General features: G+C 52.1%; 23 protein-coding genes and 1 pseudogene. 22 read left to right on the top strand and 2 right to left on the bottom strand.

The genetic code is table 11. The features are described 5' to 3' along the window. Genes BUA93_RS06090 through thrH form a run of 3 tightly spaced genes read left to right on the top strand, consistent with a single transcriptional unit; the run spans position 1 to position 3,542 of the window. Positions 1-2,025, top strand: a complete 2,025-nt coding sequence (locus tag BUA93_RS06090) for an ATP-dependent DNA helicase RecG (RefSeq protein ID WP_254793883.1) — start codon at positions 1-3, stop codon at positions 2,023-2,025. Between the two features lie 16 nt (positions 2,026-2,041). Then, positions 2,042-2,920: an Hsp33 family molecular chaperone HslO gene (locus BUA93_RS06085; protein WP_072978279.1), complete on the top strand. Its 879-nt coding sequence runs from the start codon at positions 2,042-2,044 to the stop codon at positions 2,918-2,920. Between the two features lie 4 nt (positions 2,921-2,924). Next, positions 2,925-3,542, top strand: a complete 618-nt coding sequence (thrH, locus tag BUA93_RS06080; protein ID WP_072978278.1) for a bifunctional phosphoserine phosphatase/homoserine phosphotransferase ThrH — start codon at positions 2,925-2,927, stop codon at positions 3,540-3,542. A gap of 882 nt (positions 3,543-4,424) precedes the next feature. Here thrH and BUA93_RS16195 read toward each other — a convergent pair. Then, entirely contained in the window at positions 4,425-4,592 is a 168-nt protein-coding gene (locus BUA93_RS16195; RefSeq protein WP_175547379.1) for a hypothetical protein, read from the bottom strand. Positions 4,593-4,806: 214 nt separating this feature from the next. Here BUA93_RS16195 and BUA93_RS06075 point away from each other — a divergent pair, with 214 nt between their 5' ends. The 4 genes from BUA93_RS06075 to BUA93_RS06065 all read left to right on the top strand — a co-directional run bounded on the left by BUA93_RS06075 (position 4,807) and on the right by BUA93_RS06065 (position 7,846). Continuing rightward, the gene (locus BUA93_RS06075; protein WP_072978277.1) at positions 4,807-5,649 is read left to right on the top strand and encodes a TIGR02147 family protein; all 843 of its coding nucleotides are present in this window, start codon (positions 4,807-4,809) and stop codon (positions 5,647-5,649) included. Further along, a complete protein-coding gene (locus BUA93_RS06070) occupies positions 5,646-6,743 on the top strand; it encodes an FISUMP domain-containing protein (RefSeq protein ID WP_083597186.1) in 1,098 nt (365 codons plus the stop codon). Before BUA93_RS06075 ends, BUA93_RS06070 begins: the two co-directional genes overlap by 4 nt. A 16-nt stretch (positions 6,744-6,759) precedes the next feature. Continuing rightward, the gene (locus BUA93_RS16190; RefSeq protein WP_175547378.1) at positions 6,760-6,918 is read left to right on the top strand and encodes a hypothetical protein; all 159 of its coding nucleotides are present in this window, start codon (positions 6,760-6,762) and stop codon (positions 6,916-6,918) included. Positions 6,919-6,982: 64 nt separating this feature from the next. After that, complete coding sequence (locus tag BUA93_RS06065) at positions 6,983-7,846, top strand: hypothetical protein (RefSeq protein WP_139257826.1); 864 nt, start codon at positions 6,983-6,985, stop codon at positions 7,844-7,846. 225 nt (positions 7,847-8,071) lie between these two features. On the opposite strand, the gene BUA93_RS06055 is transcribed toward BUA93_RS06065, so the two are convergent. Next, positions 8,072-8,779, bottom strand: a complete 708-nt coding sequence (locus BUA93_RS06055; RefSeq protein WP_072978273.1) for a fibrobacter succinogenes major paralogous domain-containing protein — start codon at positions 8,777-8,779, stop codon at positions 8,072-8,074. 93 nt (positions 8,780-8,872) lie between these two features. Between BUA93_RS06055 and BUA93_RS06050 the strand changes: the two genes are divergently transcribed. The 15 genes and pseudogenes from BUA93_RS06050 to BUA93_RS05985 all read left to right on the top strand — a co-directional run bounded on the left by BUA93_RS06050 (position 8,873) and on the right by BUA93_RS05985 (position 23,058). Further along, positions 8,873-9,187: a YbjQ family protein gene (locus tag BUA93_RS06050; protein WP_072978272.1), complete on the top strand. Its 315-nt coding sequence runs from the start codon at positions 8,873-8,875 to the stop codon at positions 9,185-9,187. A gap of 63 nt (positions 9,188-9,250) precedes the next feature. Continuing rightward, positions 9,251-9,898: a hypothetical protein gene (locus tag BUA93_RS06045; RefSeq protein ID WP_139257825.1), complete on the top strand. Its 648-nt coding sequence runs from the start codon at positions 9,251-9,253 to the stop codon at positions 9,896-9,898. Between the two features lie 3 nt (positions 9,899-9,901). Further along, complete coding sequence (locus BUA93_RS06040) at positions 9,902-10,978, top strand: TIGR04133 family radical SAM/SPASM protein (protein ID WP_072978270.1); 1,077 nt, start codon at positions 9,902-9,904, stop codon at positions 10,976-10,978. 503 nt (positions 10,979-11,481) lie between these two features. Next, positions 11,482-13,626: a RelA/SpoT family protein gene (locus BUA93_RS06035; protein WP_072978269.1), complete on the top strand. Its 2,145-nt coding sequence runs from the start codon at positions 11,482-11,484 to the stop codon at positions 13,624-13,626. Further along, positions 13,623-14,216 carry a hypothetical protein gene (locus BUA93_RS06030; RefSeq protein WP_072978268.1) on the top strand — a complete coding sequence of 198 codons (594 nt, stop codon included), beginning with the start codon at positions 13,623-13,625 and terminating at the stop codon, positions 14,214-14,216. Before BUA93_RS06035 ends, BUA93_RS06030 begins: the two co-directional genes overlap by 4 nt. A gap of 100 nt (positions 14,217-14,316) precedes the next feature. Next, positions 14,317-14,697, top strand: a complete 381-nt coding sequence (locus BUA93_RS06025) for an NADH-quinone oxidoreductase subunit A (RefSeq protein WP_072978267.1) — start codon at positions 14,317-14,319, stop codon at positions 14,695-14,697. 4 nt (positions 14,698-14,701) lie between these two features. Next, positions 14,702-15,184 (top strand): annotated as a pseudogene (locus BUA93_RS16745) (NADH-quinone oxidoreductase subunit B); the annotation flags it as partial. A 54-nt stretch (positions 15,185-15,238) separates the two neighbouring features. Next, complete coding sequence (locus BUA93_RS16740; RefSeq protein WP_371359298.1) at positions 15,239-15,961, top strand: NADH-quinone oxidoreductase subunit C; 723 nt, start codon at positions 15,239-15,241, stop codon at positions 15,959-15,961. Continuing rightward, on the top strand, positions 15,958-17,100 hold the full coding sequence (locus BUA93_RS06015; RefSeq protein WP_083597184.1) for an NADH-quinone oxidoreductase subunit D: 1,143 nt from the start codon (positions 15,958-15,960) through the stop codon (positions 17,098-17,100). The genes BUA93_RS16740 and BUA93_RS06015 overlap by 4 nt, the downstream gene beginning before the upstream one ends. 3 nt (positions 17,101-17,103) lie before the next feature. Further along, the gene (locus BUA93_RS06010) at positions 17,104-18,225 is read left to right on the top strand and encodes a complex I subunit 1/NuoH family protein (RefSeq protein WP_072978264.1); all 1,122 of its coding nucleotides are present in this window, start codon (positions 17,104-17,106) and stop codon (positions 18,223-18,225) included. 1 nt (position 18,226) lies between these two features. Further along, positions 18,227-18,700, top strand: a complete 474-nt coding sequence (locus BUA93_RS06005; protein WP_072978263.1) for a 4Fe-4S binding protein — start codon at positions 18,227-18,229, stop codon at positions 18,698-18,700. Beyond that, entirely contained in the window at positions 18,700-19,281 is a 582-nt protein-coding gene (locus tag BUA93_RS06000) for an NADH-quinone oxidoreductase subunit J family protein (protein ID WP_254793882.1), read from the top strand. The genes BUA93_RS06005 and BUA93_RS06000 overlap by 1 nt, the downstream gene beginning before the upstream one ends. After that, complete coding sequence (gene nuoK, locus BUA93_RS05995; RefSeq protein WP_072978262.1) at positions 19,278-19,583, top strand: NADH-quinone oxidoreductase subunit NuoK; 306 nt, start codon at positions 19,278-19,280, stop codon at positions 19,581-19,583. The genes BUA93_RS06000 and nuoK overlap by 4 nt, the downstream gene beginning before the upstream one ends. Next, a complete protein-coding gene (nuoL, locus tag BUA93_RS05990) occupies positions 19,576-21,531 on the top strand; it encodes an NADH-quinone oxidoreductase subunit L (RefSeq protein ID WP_072978261.1) in 1,956 nt (651 codons plus the stop codon). Before nuoK ends, nuoL begins: the two co-directional genes overlap by 8 nt. Positions 21,532-21,546: 15 nt before the next feature. Then, positions 21,547-23,058 carry a complex I subunit 4 family protein gene (locus BUA93_RS05985; RefSeq protein ID WP_072978260.1) on the top strand — a complete coding sequence of 504 codons (1,512 nt, stop codon included), beginning with the start codon at positions 21,547-21,549 and terminating at the stop codon, positions 23,056-23,058. Positions 23,059-23,122: the final 64 nt, after the last annotated feature.

The following is a 23,122-nucleotide window of genomic DNA, read 5'->3' as shown; positions in this document are numbered from 1 at the left end:
ATGGGACCGAAGAGCCTGGAAGCCTTCAAGGCGGCAGGCATTGTATCGCTCGCCGATTTTCTATACAATATCCCGCGTACATACCTGGACCAGACCAAGGTGACACCCATCGGCAACCTGCACGTAGGAGAACGAGCCGTCGTTATAGGAACCATCCAAAGAGGAGGAATCCTGCGGGGGCGTTCTAGTCGCTTTGTAGCGACGCTCACCGACGGCACCGGAGAAATCACACTGACCTTTTTTAAGGGTGCCTCCTACCAAAGCAGGCGACTGCAACCGGGGACAAGGTGGCTTGCAACGGGCGTCGTAGGCGAATATCGCGGATTGCAAATGACGCACCCCGACATGCAACCGATGGATTCAGACGAACAGTTCAACGGGCAAATACTCCCGGTGTATTCCATGACCGAGGCAATGACCAAGGCGCGCATCACGCAGAAATCCCTACGCAACTGGTACAACGTCATCTTCCATTTTCCGGCCCTTACTTTATCTGGAATCTGTCCCAGGGAACTGACGGACTATCTGCATTTCAATCCGGTCCTGAAGAATCTCGCCGTCTTGCACAAGCCCGCCGATTTCGAATCCATTCGCAAATCGAAATTTGAACTTAAAATTCTGGAACTTCTCCCCTTCTGTCTGCGCATGATCAAGCGTCGCGAGAACCAGAAAATTCGCGGACACGAAAGGCAAATTGACCTGGGACAGGTGATGCTCGCCAAGTCCCGCTTGCCATTTAGCCTAACTGGCGGGCAGGACGCCGCCCTCAACCGAATCATCGACGGTTTGAACGGGAAAAAACAGTTCCACGCCTTGTTGCAAGGAGACGTGGGGTGCGGCAAGACGGTTGTTGCGATGCTTTCGATGCTAGCCGTGTGCGGTGCCGGCGAGCAATGCGCCCTGATGGTACCGACCGATATTCTGGCTCGACAGCATTTTAAGCAGATGAAGCCGTTCTTCGAAGCGGCTGGAATGCGCGTTCAACTGTTGGTCGGGGCTACCCCCGCCGCCGAAAAGCGGCAGATTCTGGGCGAATTGCAAATGGGGCTTTGCCAAGCCGTCATCGGAACGCACGCCCTGTTTTCCAAGGACGTTACATTTGCAAAACTCGGATTCGTGATTATCGACGAACAGCACCGCTTTGGCGTGAACCAGCGCGAAGCATTGCTCTCTAAAGGCGAATACCCCGACATGCTCGTGATGAGCGCGACGCCCATTCCGCGAAGCCTCGCCATGACACTTTACGGTGACTTGCAGGTGATTTCGATCAAGGAAAAGCCTGCCGGAAGAAAACCCGTCAAGACACGACTCGTAAGCCCCGACAAGCGAAACGACATGAAGAAGTTTATCTGTAACGAGGCGAAAGGCGGAAACCTCTGTTACTGGATTGTAAGCCGAGTCGGAAGCGACGACGAAGGAAACGCGCGAAGCGTCGAGGACGTTGTGCAGGAACTGCGAGCATTCGACCCGTCTGTTGTCGTGGAAGGCATTCACGGGCAGATGGACGAAGAGGAACGCGACGGAATTTTAAAGCAATTCGCTGCAGGGAAAGTCCATATCTTAGTGGCGACGACGGTAATTGAAGTTGGCGTTAATGTTCCCGAGGCAAACATCATGGCGATCGACCAGCCCGATCGATTCGGGCTGGCGCAGCTGCACCAGCTGCGCGGGCGTGTTGGCCGCGGCGACGTACAGGCGTGGTGTTTCCTGATGCTTCCGGAAGATGCTTCCGCGGACAACACGCTCGATCGCCTTACCCAGTTCAGCCACACCGACGACGGCTTTGAAATCGCCGAACTCGACTTACAGACTCGCGGAGCGGGCAACCTCGAAGGCAACGAGCAAAGCGGCAGTTGGGTGTTCCGCTGGTTTGACTGGATTCATGACCAGGAACTTATCGCCGAAACCCTGCAGATGGCGGAAAACATCTTGAAGGATAAAGACTCCTTCGACGAGGATGCCCGCGAAAAAATCCAGCTCTGGTACAGCGAAAAGAAATCCGCTAACGAAGACGGCGTGCATTAATTACTAAATTTGGGCCATGAATTTCAAGGACCGCATTATCCGCGCTACGGGCAAGAAGACGCCCTTCCGCCTGATTGTCGTCGACTTGACCGCGACGATGAACGAAATCGGCAAGAAGCATAACGCACAGGGTTTCGCCCTCAAGCTCCTCGCCGAAAACTCCATCGCAAGCATTTTCTTGAGCGCATCGCTCAAGTTCCCGGGCACCGTGAGCTTTACCACCCGTTTCTCGGGCGAAATCACGCTGGTGCAGTCGGACTCCACGCCGCAGGGCCTGGTGCGCGCCATGATTCCGCAGCCGGAACTCCAGGCCGTTGGCGGTAACGAGCCCGCCCTGATTCCGCAGAGTGTCCGCGTCGTCAAGCTGAACGAACAGGGCAAGCGCGTCCACGAAAGCATTATCGAGGCTCCCGCCGTATCCATGGGCCAGAACCTCGCCACCTACCTTTTGCAATCCGAACAGATCCGCTCGGCCGTGGGCATCGAAGCCGCCTTCAACAAAGATGACCCGAGCAAGCTCGACTACGCCGCCGGATTCTACATCGAAGCCTTCCCCGACCTCGAAGACAAGGACATCAACCTGATCGAAGTCATTATCCAGAACTTGCCGAAGTTCTGTGACATGAACACGCCCGAAGGTTTTGACCTGGACGAGCTCCTGGACCAGCTGCGCGGCCCCTACGAAATCGATATCGTCAAAGAAATCGACCCGAAGGCTTACTGCCCCTGCAGCCGCGAACGCACCGTGGCAACGCTCGCCACGCTCCCGCTCAAGGACTTGCAGGACCTCGAAAAAGAAGGCAAGGACCTCGAAGTGATTTGCGACTTCTGCCGCACCCCGTACCAGATTACGATTGCGGATTTGCGCTCCATCATCAACGAACGAAAGAAATAGCCCTATGTTTACCAAGCAATGTGTCGTTACCCTGGACCTTGAAGGTGTCCTCGCCCCTGAAATCTGGATCGCCGTCGCCGAAAAGACCGGCATCAAGGACCTGCGACTCACCACCCGTGACATTCCCGACTACGACGTGCTCATGAAGGGCCGCATCAAGATTCTTGAACGCGAAGGCATCAAGCTTTCGGACATCCAGAACGTGATTGCAAACCTCGGACTTCTCGACGGTGCCCGCGACTTTATGGACAAACTCCGCGACGAAGCCCAGGTGATTATTCTTTCGGACACGTTCCAGGAATTCGCCTACCCCATCATGAAGAATCTCGGATTCCCGACGATCTTCTGCCACAACCTGGAAGTCGAAAACGACATGATCAAGGGTTACCACCTGCGCCTCACCGACCAGAAGACAAAAGTCGTGAAGCACCTGCAGGACCTCAACTTCAAGGTATTCGCCAGCGGCGATTCCTTCAACGACACGGGCATGCTCAAGCAGGCCGACAAGGGTTGCTTCTTCTGCGCGCCGGATTCCATCGTGGCCCAGTTTCCGCAACTCGAAGCCACCAAGACCTACGCCGAACTCCTGGAAAAATTTCACCAGTTCCAGGCAACGCTGTAAGAGCGATGGGCACGGACCTTCGGTCCTTCGAGGTATGAGGTCGCACCCCTTACAGGGTCGCTTTGAGCACAATCAACAACAAGCTTGTCACGCCCGCGTAAGCGGGCATTTTTTTCAAGGGGGAAAGGCTGGTCTTTCGCTACGCTCAAGCCCCAACAGATCGGCTCGGTTATGTCAAACTCCGTTTGCCACAACACTCGCCTTAAAGCTGTTGTCCCCCTGGTTCGCACGCCGTTGCTCTACACCCCCACGCCTAATGGCGGACAGCACTTAGCAAGTGGACGCCTTTGGCGTCCGCAATTTCGGCTCAACCATGCCAGAATGTAAACATTCTGTCGCGGCGTTCGCCTTATATGCTTTTGTTGCCTTAGTGCGCATGGCCACCAAGGTGGGGCTCCGCCCCCTAAAACCCCCGACACCCCCAAAAGCGCGCTGAGAAACCCAGCGTAGATTGTAGATTGGAAAATCGTCGTTTAGGGTGGAGTCGAATACAAATAGCTATTGCAATTTATTTATTTCAATCTCAAATAAATTGTCTAAACATTTTTTTTGAAGCACACTGCAATCAGCCTTTTTTACCCAAAGTTTATATACATTACTTTTATACTCCATAACCCCTTGAACACCAAGTGAGAATACAAAAAATTCAGGGAGTTTGATGCTGTATAATTCCACTCAATCGTCACTCCAAGAGAACGGAACAATGGTTTGACCAACAATTCTCCAAACTCTTCTATGGCTCATAAAGATAATTTTTTTCTTGTTTCGTTACTGTCGCAGAAAGAATCTGCGTTTCATTTGCATAAGTCACCCCTACCGTCAAAACGCTAGCATCATCAAGAATCTTTGTGTAAGTTGGAGATCCTGGAAGTGTTTCTGACTTTACAAAACCGAATGAAACCAAGGCTGCGTCATAAGAAGCATAATCCTCATTAGAAAAACTTTGTTTCCTTCGGCAACATCGACGACACCCTTGACCATATCGCCAAAGTAATGCGTCTGCAATTCCAACAGAATTTTCTTGTCAAACGGTTCAGAATAGATTGCCATACAACACAATCATAAAAAAATCCACCACATCCTCGGGAACGTGGTGGAGAAATAGATTGTTTAAAGGGGGACGACTCCCCCTCTTTTTAGATTCATCCTTTCAAGGGAGTGTTTATGAAACACATTTGTATCATATTTTAAATTCAGATGAAAAATTTGTAAAAAAACGCCGTTTTTATTGCGTATTCGGCATTTTTGTTTTATTTTTAAGAATATGAGGCCTATTACCGAATATCAGGATTACCGTGAGTATATGCGAGATTTCTATGCCGAGCGCAAGAAAAATTCGTATTTCACTTGGCGGAAGTTTGCAAGTCTCGCCGGGTTTGCTTCTCCCGCATACTTAAAACTGGTCAGCGATGGGAAAACGAGTCTCAGTAAGCCGGGCATAGCCAAAGTGGCACGAGCAATGGGACTCGAAGGTTTTGACTACACCTATTTTACCTTGCTTGTGAAATTCGGAAACGCTAAAAACGACAGCGAAAAAGAATCGGCTCTCCGGGAACTCGAACGCGAAGCGCGAATAAACAAGATTCGCATCGTCGATGCAGACGCCTTCCGCTATTACGAAAATCCTGCCTACCCGATTATTCGCGAACTCGCACCCCTTATGCCAAACGCTTCATTTGGAGAAATTGCGTCCAAAGTAAAACATGAAATTACGGCTGCACAAGTCCGCGACATTCTCCAATTTCTTGTCAAGGCGGATTTGCTCAAAAAGAACGACGATGGAACTTACGAGCAAACACAAAAAGCCGTCAAGGGTTCCAAGGAAACGATTCCCCTGGTCATCCGCACGATGAACCGAAAAATGTCCGAATTGGCGTTTCAATCCATAGCCAAGGATTCCGTGGAAGAGCGCAACTTTTCAGGAATTACCATGGGGATAAACAAATCTGTTTACGACCGCATTACCAAGGAAATTGACATCTTCCGCAAAAAGATTATTGACATCGCAAACGAATGCCGAGATATTGATCAGGTCTATCAAATGAATTTGCAGGTGTTTCCCCTTACAGACAAGGCGACCACCTCAGATAAAAGGAGACGCAAATGAACACGACAAAACTCCTAATCGCATTATCGACAACTTTGTTCTGGGCTTGCACCGAAAAGCCAAACGAAGCGGGAACCACTGAAATTGAGAACACGATGGCAGGAAACCCCGGCGAGATTTCGACACCGGACGACAGCGGCCAAGCTTCAGAAGCGTTCGCCACGGATACGAAAAACGGATTGAAGTTAGGCTCTTGTCTCGCCGGCTTGGGAGATTCACCCTCTTTGGCAAAGCGAGCCGCCAAAGCAGCAACCATCGCAGAATACTCTTCCAATGGTTTACCCAAGGCGTATATTCTTAACGACGGTAACGGAAATTACCAAGTATTCGTCTTAAACATAATGGACCTATGCTATGTCGAGGCGGATCTCCTGACAAAACGTTCGGGCGACACCTTGAAAATCGAATATGGCCCCGACCGTGTGGAATCGGCATGCACGTGCTATAGCGACCACTGGTTCGATATTGCCCCCGAAAACAAGGACATCAAGTATTTCAAGTTCAGCGGAAAAATCTACGAAATTGACCCCGGCCCCGCTCCAGAACCTTCGAAAAAAGTAAAAAAAGCAGACGAAGGCCCTGAACTGACTGATGCCCGAGACGGACAAGTTTACAAGACGATTCAACTCGGCGAACAGACCTGGATGGCCGAAAATCTCAACTTTGAAATTGAAGACGGAGTACAGAGTTGGTGCAACGGAAATAAAGGCGAAAACTGCGATAAGTACGGTCGTCTATACACACTCGCCGCCGCAAAGACAGCCTGCCCACCCGATTGGCACTTGCCTTCAGTTGATGAGTGGCCTACAAAGGGGAACGGCGGCTATTCGGCGTTTTACGCTTATGGAGTCGAAGGTTGGGGAAATGCAAAAGACGAATACGGGTTCGCCATTTTGCCCGCAGGAAATTACTCCGCAACATTCCAAAATTTTCTTGAGCCGGGCCTTTTAGCATTCTTTTGGACATCCACAATAGACAAACTCAATCATAATTGTCCTAAAATGATTCATGTTGGCGACGGTTCCGAAGGAATGGTTAGCGTCTGTAGCGACAACGAAAGCGACGGATTGTCAGTCCGCTGCGTAAAGGACTAATTTTGTATATAAATCCTTGCTTGAATTTGACAGCGGGCTGGAAAGCGTCGGATTGCCTTCTGTCCAGCTGACGCCTGTGGGTCTGGAACTTCCGTTTCCGTACGTAAGCTTGTACGTCGAACTGGGCGCAGGCTACCGCGGCTTCATGAGCGGCGGTATCGCTTTAAGAATCTAGTCGCTACAACTCTTTGGGGGTTAGGGGCCAGGCCCCTAGGCGGGGCCTCCCCACCCTGGTGGTCATGCGCACTAAAGAGCCTTACTCTAAGTGCTGTCCGCCCCCTAAAACCCCTGTAAGCGAAAGTAGCATCTATGCGGGCTTGAGAATGACCGAGCACAAACAGCTTCTGCAAAACGTACGCAGCATCACTTTCATTGACAAGCATATTCTTTTTTTTATATTAGGTTACAAAAAAAACAGACTTCCAATGATACGCTATCTTCTTTTTCTGCTTTTCCTAGTCCCTACAGTCCACGCCATCACCTGCACAGAAGGACTGCTGATGCTTCAACAAAGTATATTCGGACTTTATTTTAATGAAGACGCCTCCTTTGACGGTTTCCGAGTGAATTACATAAACAGTGAAGATTTTGAATCACAGAAATTAATATATGAAAAAGAGAAAATCTTAAAAATAAATGAATCTTTCAATCAAGGAAATTTCAATTCAGATACAAGCTTATTTTTCTATCTAATAAACGATATCTCAAACCCAGCCGACAGTAGCATAGCCTATAAAAAAAGTTTTCTTGGCGACACTGTAGTTATCGAAGCAATCGTCGATGAACCAGATTACGAAGAAGATTCACGCATCTCACAACAATCTATCAAGATGTTTAAGAACGGCGTAGTTAATAGATCTTGGGAATCTAATGGAGAAAACGACTCTTACGAAGGTTACACAGAAATCATCCTGAGAAAAGACACTCTGTTCAGATTAAATCTCGGATCAGAAGACGGAGCACCGATGGACACAGTCGATTTTCATTTTTATGTTGCCGAGAAGGACAACAAACACATATGCCATGAATACTATAAAGTTTATGACTGTTGGTCAAATTCATGTTCCGACAAAAAGGAAATTCCGTCAAAAAAGGTGACATAGGTCAATCTTACGACCAAACTATCACAGAAACAGAAAAAGGCTTTGTAATTGAGCAAGTTCAAAAAGAGGAAATACACCAATGGTATATTGTTTACTCAAATACGAGTACAACATCCATCGCAAAACGGCCTGCAGCAAAGATAAACAGATTCCGCCGCGACTTCTACTTTGACACCAAGGGGCGGAAGCAGCAGAAAATCGTTCCCTACAGGGTATTTTTCTAACTCAATTCTTCACGCAGCGGACACTGACACCGGCGTCCTTGTTGTTTTCGAACAATGTCGCTGCATCGTTTTCGTAACGCAAAACCAAGGTGATTGACTCGTCGTCATCGACCTCGGTGGCGCTCCAGAAGAAGGCTCCCGAATTCACAAAGGACTGATGCGTTTTGCCCCGTTGCGGAAGGCGCACGCCGCCCGGCAATGCAGTAAAGCCGTAATCGTCGGTACCGTCTTCGTAATGCCCCTTATCGCTCCAGGTAGTCGAGGCCTTGAGAATCTTCCCTGCCGTCGAGGAATCCACGACAAATTCAATCAGCGTTTTCCAATCAGCCTGGCTCGGCAAGTGCCAGCCGCCGGGGCATACGGTCTTCGCCTCATCCCAGGAATAAAGGCAACCGAACAAGGTCATATATTCCTTTTCGCCGCAGACTGCGTTTCCCGTTTCATAGTCAAGGTTTTCGGCCATCCAGACTTGATTGCCGATTTTCACGGTCTTGTAAGTCTTGCCATCGCGCGAGTCCTTGAGGGTATTCGAGGAGGATTCGTATTCACTGTTGGCGCCGTTGCCAGAATCGCTGTTGCCTGAATTACTTGAATTTCCGTTTGCAGCAGTCGAGGAACCGTCACCGCTACAGGCGACAAGGAACAAGGCAAAATAAATGGAGATCCTTCGACTCCACTTCGTTACGCTCAGGATGACACTCTGTTTCATAAATTCTCCGTTATCCCTAAAAATGTTTTTTCATGGCAAATTTAATTTATTCAGGGATTTTGTTTTGTATATTATCGCAAAAAAGGAGGACTTATGAAGCTCTTTACAACAGACTTTATTACCGGCAAAGAAATTGAAACTCTTCAGATGGTGCGCGGGAGCGTTGTCTTTAGCAAGAACGTGGTGCGCGACGTGTTTGCAGGACTCAAAACGCTTGTGGGCGGCGAAATCGCCGGCTACACCGAGATGCTGAACGACGCCCGCAATATCGCCATCGAACGTATGGAAAACCAGGCCGGGATGATTGGTGCAGACGCCATCGTGAATGTGCGCTTCGCGACCGCCTCGGTGATGGCAGGTTCCGCAGAAATCATCGTCTACGGCACCGCTGTAAAGTTTAAGAAATAAAAAAAGCTGCTATCACACATTTTCGTCCGATGATTGCAATCGGGTTTTATTTTGTATATATTTATGTCTAAATGGAGGCCCAACAGGCCAAACGGAGGAAACTTGTTCTATAAGCATTGGAAAAAAATTGCACTTGCGCTGACCGGTTTTTTCTGGGCAGGTTGTGAAGACTCTGCTTCTGAAGCAGTGTGTCTTTACGGTCCCGACCCCAATTATAGCAGCGCCACCGAAAACCCGGTTTCCAGTTCTAGTACGGATGATGCGACGACGTCCAGTTCCAGCGCCCCTTCGACTAGCTCAGGGACCGAAGAAGAAAGTTCCAGCAACGAACTTATGCAAATGGCTCTCGACTATGGTGTCCCGTACTACCTTGACGACAGAGACACGGTTCTTACCCTTAAGACACTTTGCTTTAACGATAGCGTGCAAAATACTGAAGGCAGGGTGTTCAAGATTATTGACTGTATTGACGGCAACAAATACCTGAGGGACCCCTCCGTTGCAGGTGCAGAAGGCGTCGAGCTCCCCGAAGGAGTCCAGGTGTTCGCCCCGAAGGCTGGTAGCGATAAAGCCCCGAACTGCACAGAAAATGGTGACGTCTGCATCGAACGGAACCCGAATATTTCCGAAGAACTGGATTCGCTTGCAGGTTGCCACCCCATCATCGACTGCCCCGAAAAGTCGGATGCTACCTATATAAAAGTTGATTAGATTATGCAACTCTCTCTCAAAAAGAAACTCGCTCTCGAAGCTTACCGCCTTTACCGCCACAACGAAATCAAGGCACACCCCCTCACCTACTTTTTCTGGGAATGCACGCTCCGCTGCAACTTGCACTGCCTGCACTGCGGTAGCGACTGCGTGAAGGACGCCATCCCCGACATGCCTCGCGAAGATTTTATGGGCGTGCTGGATAAACTCGCCCCGCACATCGACCCGAAGCACTTTATCGTGGTGATTACCGGCGGCGAACCCTTGATGCGCCAGGACCTCGAGGAATGCGGGCAAGAAATCAAGAAGCGCGGCTACCCCTGGGGAATGGTCAGCAACGGCCTTGCGATGACCCCCGAACGCTACACCAAGCTGCTGAATGCAGGCCTCCGCTCACTCACGATTAGCCTGGACGGCCTCAAGGAAAGCCACAACCATTTCCGCGGCGCCCCCACAAGTTTCGACAACGCGCTCCGCGCCATCGACATGGCCGCCCACACCGAAGGCCTCACCTTCGACGTGATGACCTGCGTGAACCGCCAGAACCTCAAGGAACTCCCGAAGATTCTCGACATTCTCCTAAAAATCGGCGTGAAGCGCTGGCGCATCGCGACGGTGTTCCCGAAGGGCCGCGCCAAAGACAATCCGCTGTTCCAGCTCACGAACCAGGAATTCCGCCAGGTGTTCGACTTCATCCGTGAAGTGAAGAAACTGAACGTCATCAGCGTGAACTACGGCTGCGAAGGCTTCCTCGGGAGCTACGAGAAGGACGCCCGCAACTACCCGTTCTTCTGCCGTGCCGGCGTGAACGTCTCTTCCGTGCTTTGTGACGGGAGCGTCTCGGCATGTCCGAGCCTGCGCGGTGACTATATCCAGGGCAACATCTACAAGGACGACCTCTGGGACGTTTGGCAGAACCGCTACCAAGTGATGCGCGACCGCAGCTGGGCAAAAATTGGCGACTGCAAGACCTGCAAGTACTGGCGCTACTGCGAAGGCTCCAGCCTGCACCTGCGCGACGAGAAGACCAAGGAACTCGCCTACTGCCACGTAAAACGCCTCGAAGACGCTGGCGCATAAAACAACTCATTTGCACTCGTGCTTCAGAGTAAGAACATTGTTGAATGTAGCCGATTCGGTCGTTACCGTGAGCGACAAAGCTCCACGCGTTAAGCTGGGACGGTCGCGAGAGCACGAGCCAAGTATAAGAATACACTCATTTGCAGCTCGTGCGGTCATTATACAAAAAAAGCCGTGTCCCGCAAGTCGGACACGGCTTTTCCCGACAGGATTTCCTGCTGGGGCTAGGGCATGACCGCAGTATTGTTCTTAACCCCCAAACAATCCCTAACGGTCATCTATTTTCCAAACCACTCCCTAGCTATTGGGCGTTATGGCCTGTAAATAAAATAGGTTTTTAGCATCCAATATCAAATACTTCGTAAAGACAAAGTGTTGTTCGCCATTACAACAGTTTATTCATTCGCAAAAGAAAGAATCGATACTCAAAAAACCCTTATTTTTCGCTTATTTCGCAAATTTGCATACATCAACGCACCGATTTTTAGATATTATTTAGGGTGATGGATCAAACGAGCCTGACATCAAATCAAACGCACATTATCGATGTGCTTCTAAAGAAGAATCCTAATCTGGATCGTGGGATTCTTGAAAAAGCTGTTGCCTTTATTGCAGAGGCTCATGAGGGGCAGTACCGCAAGAGCGGAATGCCCTACACCGAGCACCCCTACGAAGTAGCCAAAATTCTTGCAGACCTAAAACAAGACCAGTCAACGGTCCTCGCAGGGCTACTCCACGACGTGGTTGAAGATACCAACCACTCCCTTGAAGAAATTGCTGAAAAATTCGGAAACGACACCGCCTTCATGGTCGATGCCGTTACCAAGATCACGGCCGCCCAGGAATCGAGCAAGACCGCCCAGAAAGCGGAAACCTACCGTAAGCTGATCATCGCCATGGCGAAAGACCCCCGGGTCATCATGATCAAGATTGCGGACCGCATCCACAACATGCGCACCATGCGCTACATGAAGCCCGAAAAACGGCAAGCCATTGCGCAGGAAACGCTTGACATCTACATTCCGCTCACCCACCGTTTCGGCCTCTACAAGCTGAAAAACGAGCTGGAAGACCTAAGTTTCAAATATGTCAATCCCGACGAATACCAGAAACTGGTGGACTTGCTCATCGAGAACAAGGAATCCCGCGAAAAGTATATCCAGTCGGTCATCGGCCCGTTGCAGATCAAGATGGCTCTCGAAGACTTCGACTGCACCATCCAGGGGCGCACCAAGAACATTTACAGCATCTACAACAAGATGCTCAGCCGCGGATGCCAGTTCGAGGACATTTTTGATATCTTCGCCATCCGCATCATTGTAGAGACGATTCCCGAATGCTACCTGGCCTTGGGCTACGTCCACAACCTGTGGACCCCGCTGCAGAGTCGCTTCAAGGACTACATCGCGACCCCGAAACCGAACCTTTACCAGAGCATCCACACCACCGTAATCGGCCCCGAAAACAAGATGGTCGAAGTCCAGATCCGTACTAAGGACATGGACCTGACCGCCGAAAAGGGATTCGCCGCCCACTGGGCCTACAAGATGGAAACCCAGCACGAGGGCGAGGAACTGGAATGGCTGAACCACATGGTAAAGCTCCAGTCCGAAATTTCGGACTCCAAGGAATACCTCGATTTCTTGAAGGTGGACCTGAAGCCCACCGGCATGACCGTGTTTACCCCCAAGGGCACCTCGATTGAACTCCCGCAGGGTTCCATCGTTTTGGACTTCGCCTTTGCGGTCCACACCGAGCTCGGCCTGCACTGCATCGGCGCAAAAATCAACGACGAGGTGGTGAACCTCGATACAGTCGTCGAACACGGCGCCACCATCCAGGTTCTCAAGAGCCCGAACCAAGAACCGAGCCCCGAATGGCTCGACATGGTGAAAACCGTAAAGGCCAAGCAGGAACTGCGCCGCTGGATGAAAAGCAGCATCATGAAACAGGCGCTCGACCTCGGCAAGGAAATCTGGGACCGCGAGCTCCGCCTACAAAAGATCGAAAAGGTCAAGCGTCCTTCCGAAGAAAGCATTTGCAAGTATTTTGGAACGCCCACGATCGACGACTTCTACGAAAGACTCGGCCAGGGCGAACTTCCGCTGGCGGACATCCAACGATTCTTAAACGGTGGCGAAACCACGACCAAGGAATCGAACTCGCTTAGGTTCTTCCCCATGTTCAACAAGGACATGAAGGCCGACCGCAAAGATGAAATGCCCCTGCAAATTGGCCAGGAAACCAGCTTGGTGGTACATTTCGCCAAGTGCTGCAGCCCCGTGCCCGGCGACCCGATTGTCGGCGTATTGCGCCCGAAAATCGGTATCGAAGTCCACAATACGGACTGTCCGCAACTCAAGAACCTGCCCATGGAACAGCGCATCGCCGTCGAATGGAGCGAAGACATCAAGCATTCTTTCGAGGCGCACCTGACCATCGAGACCGAGAACCGCAAGAACATCACCTTCGACGTGCTGCAAGAACTCAAGCGCGCGAATGTGTTCCTCGAAAGGGTCTCCTCGGCAAGCAAGCATTATTCAGGCCGCATTAGGCTCGTGTTCAAGGCTTTCCGCAAGGAACAGGTCGATTCCATTATCACCGCCATCAAGAACATTAACGGCGTAAAACAGGTGGTCAAATCATGATTAGCAAACTCCACCATAGCGACTACACCTTAAAGAACCGCGCCTTCAACTGCCGTATGCGCAACCGCTATTACGAAGAAGTCTACTACGCGTTCAGGGCGATTTTCCCGAACGAAATCGCAGACCGCAAGGAACCGAATCCGGTGGCGGACACCATCTGGTTTCAGAGCCTGAGCAAGGAAATCAAGCGCTACGAAAGGCTGATCATGACCTGCCTCGAATATGCCCAGGCGGCAATCTTTTACGGCAAAAACGAAAACAAGGCGATGTATTCCAAGGACAAACGCTGGGGTATTTTGCAAGAAGAAATCTTCCTGGTCCATTTTTTGCAGGAGATGCTTTCGACCACACACTATGTTATCGCCCGTATTGATACCGACCAGATGCTGCAACGGTGGGCTGGCGAAATGCAGGACCTCAAGACCAAACCAGTCGCCTCGGGCTACGTGAACGCCATTCAAGAAAAACTGAACGAAATGAACGCAGCGACCATGGATGAATTCAAGGACCTGTTACGGCACGTCCTTGACCGATTCCAGATTGGCAACACGATATTTGGAACCGTACAGGAGCTGCAGAATTTCTATTAGAGGAGAACTTAGAACTTAGAGCTTAGAACTTAGACAAATCATTTTTTCTAAGTTCTACCAACTAAGTTCTGCCAACTGCGGCGAAGCCGCGAGAAATAATATGTCAGAATACATCATACTTTCAATCTTCCTTTTCCTGGGCGCGTTTATCGCGGCAGCGGCTACCGTTACGGGGCTTCTGCTCGGCTACCGCACCAAGAACACCAAAAACAAGATGGCGCCCTACGAATGCGGTATGGAAACCATCGGAAACGCTCGAATCCAGTTCAAGGTGGGTTACTACCTGTTTGCGCTGCTCTTCCTCGTTTTCGACATCGAAGCGCTATTCCTGTTCCCCGTCATGGCGAACTTCAAGGAGATTATGGCCGGTAACACGCCGCTGCCACCTCAAGTCGTTGTCATTGACCTTGTGATTTTCATGGCAATTCTCGTTTCGGGTCTTGCCTACGCATGGAAGAAAGGAATCCTTAAGTGGGAATAGCCCTATGGGAATTATAAACCTAGCTCCTAAGATTTTAGATCCTATCCCGGGCGGCAAGTATGTCGTCAACGCGATAGACTACGTTGTAAACTGGGCCCGAGCAAACTCGATTTGGCCCCTCACCTACGGCACCAGCTGCTGCGCCATCGAAATGATGAGTAGCTCCATGGCCCGCTACGATATCGCCCGCTTCGGCTCCGAAGTGTTCCGCGCTTCGCCCCGCCAGGCGGACCTTTTCATTATCGCAGGAACCATTACCCGCCGTATGGCGCCCGCTCTCCAGATGCTCTGGGAACAGATGCCGGGTCCCAAGTACGTTCTTGCGATGGGCGCCTGCACCATCAGCGGTGGCCCCTTCATTTACGACAACTACGCTGTGGTGCGCGGGGCGCAGAACCTGATTCCGGTGGACGTATTCGTTCCCGGCTGCCCGCCTCGCCCAGAAGCACTGTTCCACGGTCTACTCACGCTCCGCGAAAAGATTCTCAAGGAAACCTGCCGCGATCCCTGGCACGAAGGCGAACCGAAGGATGTGTCCACCATGGACCGCTACCGCGAAGCCGCAAAGACCTGGGCCGCCCTTGAACGCATCAAGGACGAGGAAATGGCCGAGGCACGCGCGAAGTTCAAGGAAGAAAATCCCGATTACAAGAGCAGCTTCAAGCCTGTGCGCGTGAAAAAGGAAGACTTCCCCGAAGTCGAGCGTGTCGCCTGCAAGCGCTTTGGTTTAAGCCAGCTCGACATTTACAAGAAACTCAAGGCTAAGTTCCCGGACATCACCGTGCATACACACAGCGAAGACCCCATCGAAGATGTGGTGGCCGCCATGCCCGCCGACCGTCCGCTCGAAGTGATGATCAGCGTCGAAGACTACTTGCCCGCCGTGGAATACGTCAAGAACGATCCCGAATTCAAGATGAATTACCTGATCGACGTCACGGCAATCGACTACGACGACCACTTTGACATGGTGACGCAGCTCCGCAGTATCGAAAAGGGTCACAAGGTCTTCTTCTGCGTGCAAATCAAGAAGAACTTCGACATCCCCGAAGAAGAACGCCCCACAGCGCTGCTCGGAAGCGTTCCGACCATCAGCCACCTGTACCCGGGTGCCGAAGTCAAGGAACGCGAAGTCTACGACATGTTCGGCATCAACTTTGAAGGGCACCCCGACCTGCGCCGCATTTTCCTGGACAAGGACTTTGTAGGTTACCCCTTGCGCAAGGACTTTACCCACCCGCAAATGATCAAGAGGCCCGTATGAGTATGACAAGACTCCCGCCGGGATTCAAGATTACCAGCGATACCAATACCGAAGAATTTTTCATCAACATGGGTCCGCAGCACCCGAGTACCCACGGTGCACTGCGCCTCGCCCTGCGTATGGACGGCGAAACGATTGTAGAAATCGTACCGCATTTCGGCTACATCCACCGCGGCATGGAAAAACAGGCGGAATCCATGAGCTACCTGCAGTACATAGCGATGTCCGACCGCCAGGATTACCTGACGGCCATCCAGAACAACCTGGGGGTCGTGATTGCACTTGAAAAAGGCATGAACATTGGCGTTACCGAAAAGGCCGAATACATCCGCGTGATGCTTTCGGAGCTTGGACGTATCGCGAGCCACCTGGTGTTCTTCGGCTGCTTCGGCGGCGACTTGGGCGGCCAGACCTGCTTGCTGTTCGGTTTCAAGGAACGCGAAATGATCCACGACATCCTTGAAGAAGTCACCGGGTCGCGCCTCACCACCAACTTCTTTAGACCGGGTGGCAGCCGCTTTGACGTTCCCGAAAACTTTATTGACCGCGTGAAGGCGTTCCTCAAGCACTTGGAAGGTGCGATGAAGGACTACGAAAGATTCCTTTCGAAGAACATCATCGTGCTCGAACGTAGCAAGGGAATCGGCATCCTTTCCGCCGAAGACGCCATCGCTTACGGATGCTCCGGCCCGGTGCTTCGCGCAAGCGGCGTCGACTTCGATGTCCGCAAGGCGAACCCCTACAGCATTTACGACCAGCTGCAGTTCGACGTGCCCGTGACCTACACCGGCGACTGCTACGACCGTTACACGGTCCGCATTGCCGAAATTCACGAATCCATGCGCATTCTGTACCAGTGCATCGAAAAGTTCCCTAAAGAAGGACCGTGGAGAGCCAAGGAAAAGCCCGTGCGCCTTCCGGTCGGCCGCTACTACAGCGAAATCGAAACGGCCAAGGGGCTGTACGCCACTTACGTGGTTGCTGCCACGACCGGTGAAAAGCCATACCGCATTCACACGCGTGGGCCCAGTTTCCCGCACATCGCCGCCCTCAACAAGATGGCGCAGGGCCACAAGATTTCGGACCTTGTGACCATTATGGCTACTCTTGACCCGGTGATTCCAGAGATTGACAGGTAATATATGTTTGTACCTTCCATTACACATCCTGTAGGCGACTTCGTTCGCGAATGGGTTCCGAAGCTTACCGCTTATTTGCCGGACGCTTTGCACAACGCAACCCTCGACAGCATTGCCGCCTTCTTGATTAACGCGCTCCTCTGCGTTATCGCAGTCTGCGCCGTGAACATCGGTTCTGCCCCGATTCTGATTTACATGGAACGCAAGGTCTGCGCCCACGTGCAATGCCGCCTGGGCCCCATGCGTCTCGGCTGGCACGGAACCATCCAGACTATCGCCGACGTGATCAAGATGCTCTTCAAGGAAGTCTATTCCCCGAGCGGCGCCGACAAGCTGATGTTCTACGTAGCACCGATGATTGTGCTGATTGCCCCGTTCATTATCGCAGCCCTGATTCCGTTCGACCACAACCTGATTGTCGCTGACATCGACATGGGCATTCCGATGATTATCGCGGTGAACGGCTTTGGCGTGCTGGGCATTTTGCTTGGCGGCTGGAGCAGCAACAACAAGTATTCCTTGCTCGGAGCTCTCCGTAGCGGCGCCCAGATGATCAGCTACGAAATCTCTTTCGCGATGATTCTTTTGTTCGTCGTGATGATTTCGGGTTCCACGAGCCTGATGGATATCGCACAGGCCCAGGACGGTACGGTGCTAGACTGGTTTATCTTCAAGATTCCGGTGCTCGGCTTTATCGCCTTTATTCTCTTCTTTATTTCCAGTACCGCCGAAATGAACCGCGCTCCCTTCGACATCGCCGAAGCAGAACAGGAATTGACCGGTGGTTACCACACGGAATACAACGGCACCCCGTTTGCCATGTTCTACTTGGCCGAATACATCGCCCTCGTGACGAACTCGGCACTTGCCGCCACCTGCTTCTTGGGTGGATTCCATGCACCCTGCATCGGTATTACCGCTATCGACACTTACCTGCAGATGGTGCCCGGAGTCGTGTGGCTCTTCGCGAAGATTTACTTTATGATTTGGTGCTACATGATGGTGCGCTGGACTTTTGTGCGCCCGCGTGTGGACCAGCTCATGGACTTTGAATGGAAATTTCTTTTGCCGGTGAACCTGGTGCTCCTCGCCGCCGGCGCCGTGTGGATGATTTTTGTAGGATAATATGCAAGAAAGACTTTCAACACGCAAGTACATCAAGCGTTACCTGAAGCGCTGCATTACGGGCCCGTGGAGCCTGATTTGCGGCTTGTCCGTTTCGCTCAAGTATTTCTTTGATCCCAGACGCATCGTAACCGAGCAGTATCCTGAAAACAGGAAGACGCTCAAGATGCACGAACGTTACCGTGGCCGCCTCGAAATGATCGAAGACGCCGACGGGAACAACCACTGCACCGCTTGCGGCATGTGCGAACGCGCCTGCCCGAACGCCTCGATCAACGTGCTTTCGACCAAGAACATCGCGGGCAAAAAGGTGCTCGGTCGCTACGTCTACCACTTCGCAAGCTGCACCCAGTGCGGGCTCTGCGTGGAAGCCTGCCCGTTTGGCGCTATCCGCATGAGCCAGGCATTCGAAGTCGCCACGACCGACCCGAATACGCTCGAAATGATTCTTAATAAAAAGGAGGGCCAAGGCTAATGATCCAGAATCTGTTAGCAGGGCTTATTCCGCAGAATGTCGCCTTCCCGATGGGTGGAATGGACTTGGCGTTCTATCTGGTAGCCTTTATTATCCTTGTAACCGCCGTCTGCACGGTCGCCGTCAAGAACATCTTGCAGAGTGCCGTGTTCCTGATTTTCAGCTTCGTCGCGACAGCGATTCTTTATCTGCTCCTGCATGCGGAATTTACCGCACTCGCCCAGGTGATGGTCTATGTGGGCGGCGTCGTGATTTTCGTGGTGTTCACGATTCTCTTGACAAGCCGCCTCGGCGAAGACGCTTTCTCGGTGAAGATTCCGAGAATCTTTGCCGCATTCGCGCTCTCGATTATCTTTGTGCTCGTGATGGTCAAGTGCCTGCTTCCCATCGAAGGGCTTTCAAACGGCGTCGTTGCCGCCCCCGAAGGTTACGCTTCGCTCAAGGCATTCGCTCTTAGACTGCTGGGCTACGGCGAAGACGGATTCGTGATTCCGTTCGAAGTCGTGAGTATCCTTCTCCTGATGACGCTCATTTGCGCCATCACCATCGCCCGCAAAGGCAAGGAGGAAGAAGAAAAATGACCCTGATGAATTGTCTCATTCTCGCATTCCTGCTTTTCGGCATTGGCGTGTGGGGCTTGATGCGCCGCCGTCACTTGATCGGCATGCTGATTTCGATTGAACTCATGCTGAATGCAGCGAACATTAACTTTATTTCTTTTGCCTACTTCAGCGCCAGCGACTCCACAGCGGGAGCACTCTTCAGCATCTTCGTGATTGCGGTGACCGCCTGCGAAATGGCAATCGCCCTTGCAATCATCGTGTCGATGTACCGCCGCTATAAGAGTCTGGACGTAGAACAGTTGAGGGACCTCCATGATTAACGACGTTTCCATCAGCTATCTCATCTTCTTGATGCCGCTTATCGTATTTGCGGTCAATGGACTTTTCCTCGGACGAAAATCCGACAAGGCTGCTGCCGCATTCGCCGTTGCTGGAAACGGCATTGCCATGGTTTCCGCGCTGATTGTCGCGGTACACTACTTCAGCTCCACTTTCGCCCCGCAGAAAGCGGTCCTGTTCGACTTCCCGTTCCTGAGTTTTGCGGAAAATTTCGCCGCAAAGATTGGCCTCCTCATCGATCCGCTTTCGGTGATGATGCTCGTGGTGGTCACGGTGATATCCTTCCTCGTGAACATCTACAGCATCGGTTACATGAGGGGCGACCGCAGCGCCGGCCGTTTCTTCTCGATTCTCTCGCTGTTCAGCTTCAGCATGCTCGGTCTCGTGGCCGCCACGAACCTTTTCCAGATGTTCATCTTCTGGGAACTCGTGGGTGTATCTAGCTACCTTCTCATCGGTTTCTGGTATCACAAGCCCTCGGCCGTGAGCGCCTCCAAGCAAGCGTTCATCCTCACGCGCTTTGCCGACAGTTTCTTCCTGCTCGGTATCGTGATCGTGAGCTACGTGGTGCAAAGTTTTGACTTCTTTACCCTGAACGGCCTTACGCTCGCCGCCTTCAAGAAAGAAACGATAGACCTCGGCCTTATGGTCGTAAGCAAGGCTGACGCGCTCATCATCGGATCCATCCTTATCTTTACGGGTGGCTGGGGCAAGTCCGCCATGTTCCCGATGCATATCTGGCTTCCGAACGCGATGGAAGGTCCGACTCCGGTGTCTTCGATCATCCATAGTGCCACCATGGTGGTCGCAGGCGTTTATCTGGTCGCAAGACTCTTCCCGTTCTTCGCCGTGTGCGGCAACTCGCTCACGCTCATTATGTGGGTCGGCGCCTTCACCATGATTTTTGCAGCAGTCATCGCTTGCACGCAAAAGGACATCAAACGCATTCTCGCCTACTCGACGCTTTCGCAGCTCGGCTACATGATGTTTGCTCTTGGCGCCTGCAAAACCGGCGATGCCGTCATTGCCACCGGCTGGACAGCCTCCACCTTCCACATCTTTACGCACGCTTTCTTCAAGTGCGCCTTGTTCCTCATCGCCGGTAGCCTGATTCACCAGGTACATACGAATGATTTGGACGCCATGGGCGGGCTCCGCAAGAAAATGCCGCTCACCTACTGGAGTTGCCTTATTTGCGTACTCGCCATCGCAGGCATTCCGCCGTTCTCTGGATTCTTCTCCAAGGACGAAATCATCTTGGCAGCCTTCCAGGGGCATCATTATGTGGTTTTCGGCCTCGCGATTCTCACGAGCGGCCTCACCACCTTCTACATGTTCCGTCTGTTCTTCCTCGCGTTCCACGGCGCTCCGCGTTCCGAATCGGTGAAGCAAGGGCATGTGCACGAAGACTTCTTCATGACGCTCCCGATTGTGATTCTTGCCGTACCGGCCCTGTTGAGCGGCCTCCTGGGCAAGGGCATCTTCGAACACTACTTTGTACCGGGTAGACTCCGCGTGCCGCAACTGGTGTTGCTCCCCCACGCCGAATGGATCCCGTACGTGGCTGTAGCCGTTGCCGCTGTCGCTCTTTTAATCGCCTGGTTCTTCTACGCAAGCCCGAAGGCAAAAGTGGAACGCGCCCTCGACGAATCCAACCGCAGCGCACTCTACAAGGTCGTTTACCACAAGTTCTACTTCGACGAAATGTACTACGCCGTGGTGCGTCAATTCGTGATTGGCGGCATCGCCCGCGTGGCCCGTTTCATCCAGGACTACATTATCGAAGGGATCCTCGCATTCTGCATCTGGTTCATCCACAAGTTGGGCGACCTCGTGCGTTACGCGCAGGGCGGCAACCTGAGTTTTTATCTGGGCACGCTGATTATCGGCGTATTGCTGTGGCGTTTCCTGGGACAACTCCCCTTCTAGGCGAAAGGTTTAACTATGGATACTTTGCTTTTTAACCTTATCTGGATCCTCCCGCTGATTACGGTTTTGGCCTGCGCTCCGATTTCCGCTCAAAAGGAAACGCTCCTCAAGACCATCCACGCTGCATCGGGAACGATCGTCCTTCTGCTTGTCGGTTACCTTACTTACAGGCTATACACGCTTGGAGTGGATTCGGCCGCCAAGGAATCGGCCCCGCTCCTGTTGCACTACTACATGGACATCCCCTGGCTTCACATGTTCAACGCCCACTACATTGTCGGTGCGGACGGACTCAACATGTTCCTGCTGTTCCTTACGGCGGTCATCGTCTGGGGCGGCATTCTTGTCAGCTGGAACATCAAGGGCAACCAGAAAGTTTTCTTCGCGCTCATCCAGCTCCTGGCAACGAGCGTCTACGGCGTGTTCATGAGCATGGACCTGGTGCTGTTCTTCGTGTTCTACGAAATGGAAGCACTCTGCATGTACCTGATGATCGCGGGCTACGGCTCGGGCCGCAAGGACTACGGCGGTAAAAAGCTGACCTTGACCCTTGCGTTCGGCTCCTCGATGATTTTGGCGACGCTGTTCGGACTCTACTTCGAAAGCGGGATCTACAGTTTCAGCCTTGTCGAACTTTCCAAGGTGACGCTCCCGATGGATTTCCAGATGTGGGCGTTCCCGCTTATGTTCATGGGATTTGCCGTTTCGAGTTCCCTGTTTCCGTTCCACTTCTGGAGTCCGGACGGTCACTCCGCCGCTCCGACGGCAGTCTCGATGCTTGCCGCCGGCGTGATGATGAAGATGGGCGCTTACGGTTGTCTTCGCGTCGCGATGTTCCTGATGCCGGAAGCAGCCAAGATCTGGCTCCCGTACGTGGTGGCGCTCCTGATTTTCAACGTGGTTCTCGGCCCCTTCATTGCACTGCGCCACAAGGACCTCAAGTACATTACCGCTTACAGTTCCATTAGCCACTTGGGCCTGATTTTCCTCGGTCTCGCGGCGCTTACTCCGGTGGGACTTCGCGGAGCCTCTCTCCAGATGATTTCTCACGGATTCCTGACGGGACTTTTCTTTGCGACCATCGGCATGATCTACGAACGCACGCATACCCGTGACATCACCGAGATGGGCGGCATCATGCGCAAGCTCCCATTCCTCGGCGTAGGTTTTGTTATCGCAGGCTTTGCAGGCCTTGGTCTGCCGGGTTTCAGCGGGTTCATCGCCGAAAGCAACATCTTTATCGGCGCCTTCCAGCAGGATTCTACGCTTACGCGCATCGTGACCGTGCTTGCAATTCTCTCGATTACGACGACCGCCGTTTACATTCTGCAGACGGCCAACCGCATGCTGCACGGCAATATGCCCGCCAAGTACGAGACACTTACCGACGCGACTTTCCGCGAAAAGCTCGTGGTCGTGGTTCTGGTGCTCTGTCTCCTTTTGATTGGCGTGTTCCCCGGATGGATTGCCGACATGCTCGACCAAAGTATTGCTCCCATTTTTGAGAAGATTAACTCCACCTTATAACTGCTTCGCTACGCTCGCAATGACCACTTTTATTTATTTCAACTACTAACTAAGTTCTAAGTTC

The sequence above is a fragment of the Fibrobacter sp. UWH4 genome, from assembly GCF_900142475.1.
Lineage (GTDB): Bacteria > Fibrobacterota > Fibrobacteria > Fibrobacterales > Fibrobacteraceae > Fibrobacter.
Note: the sequence above shows the minus strand (reverse complement) of the source record. Positions and strands in the feature narration are given on the sequence as shown.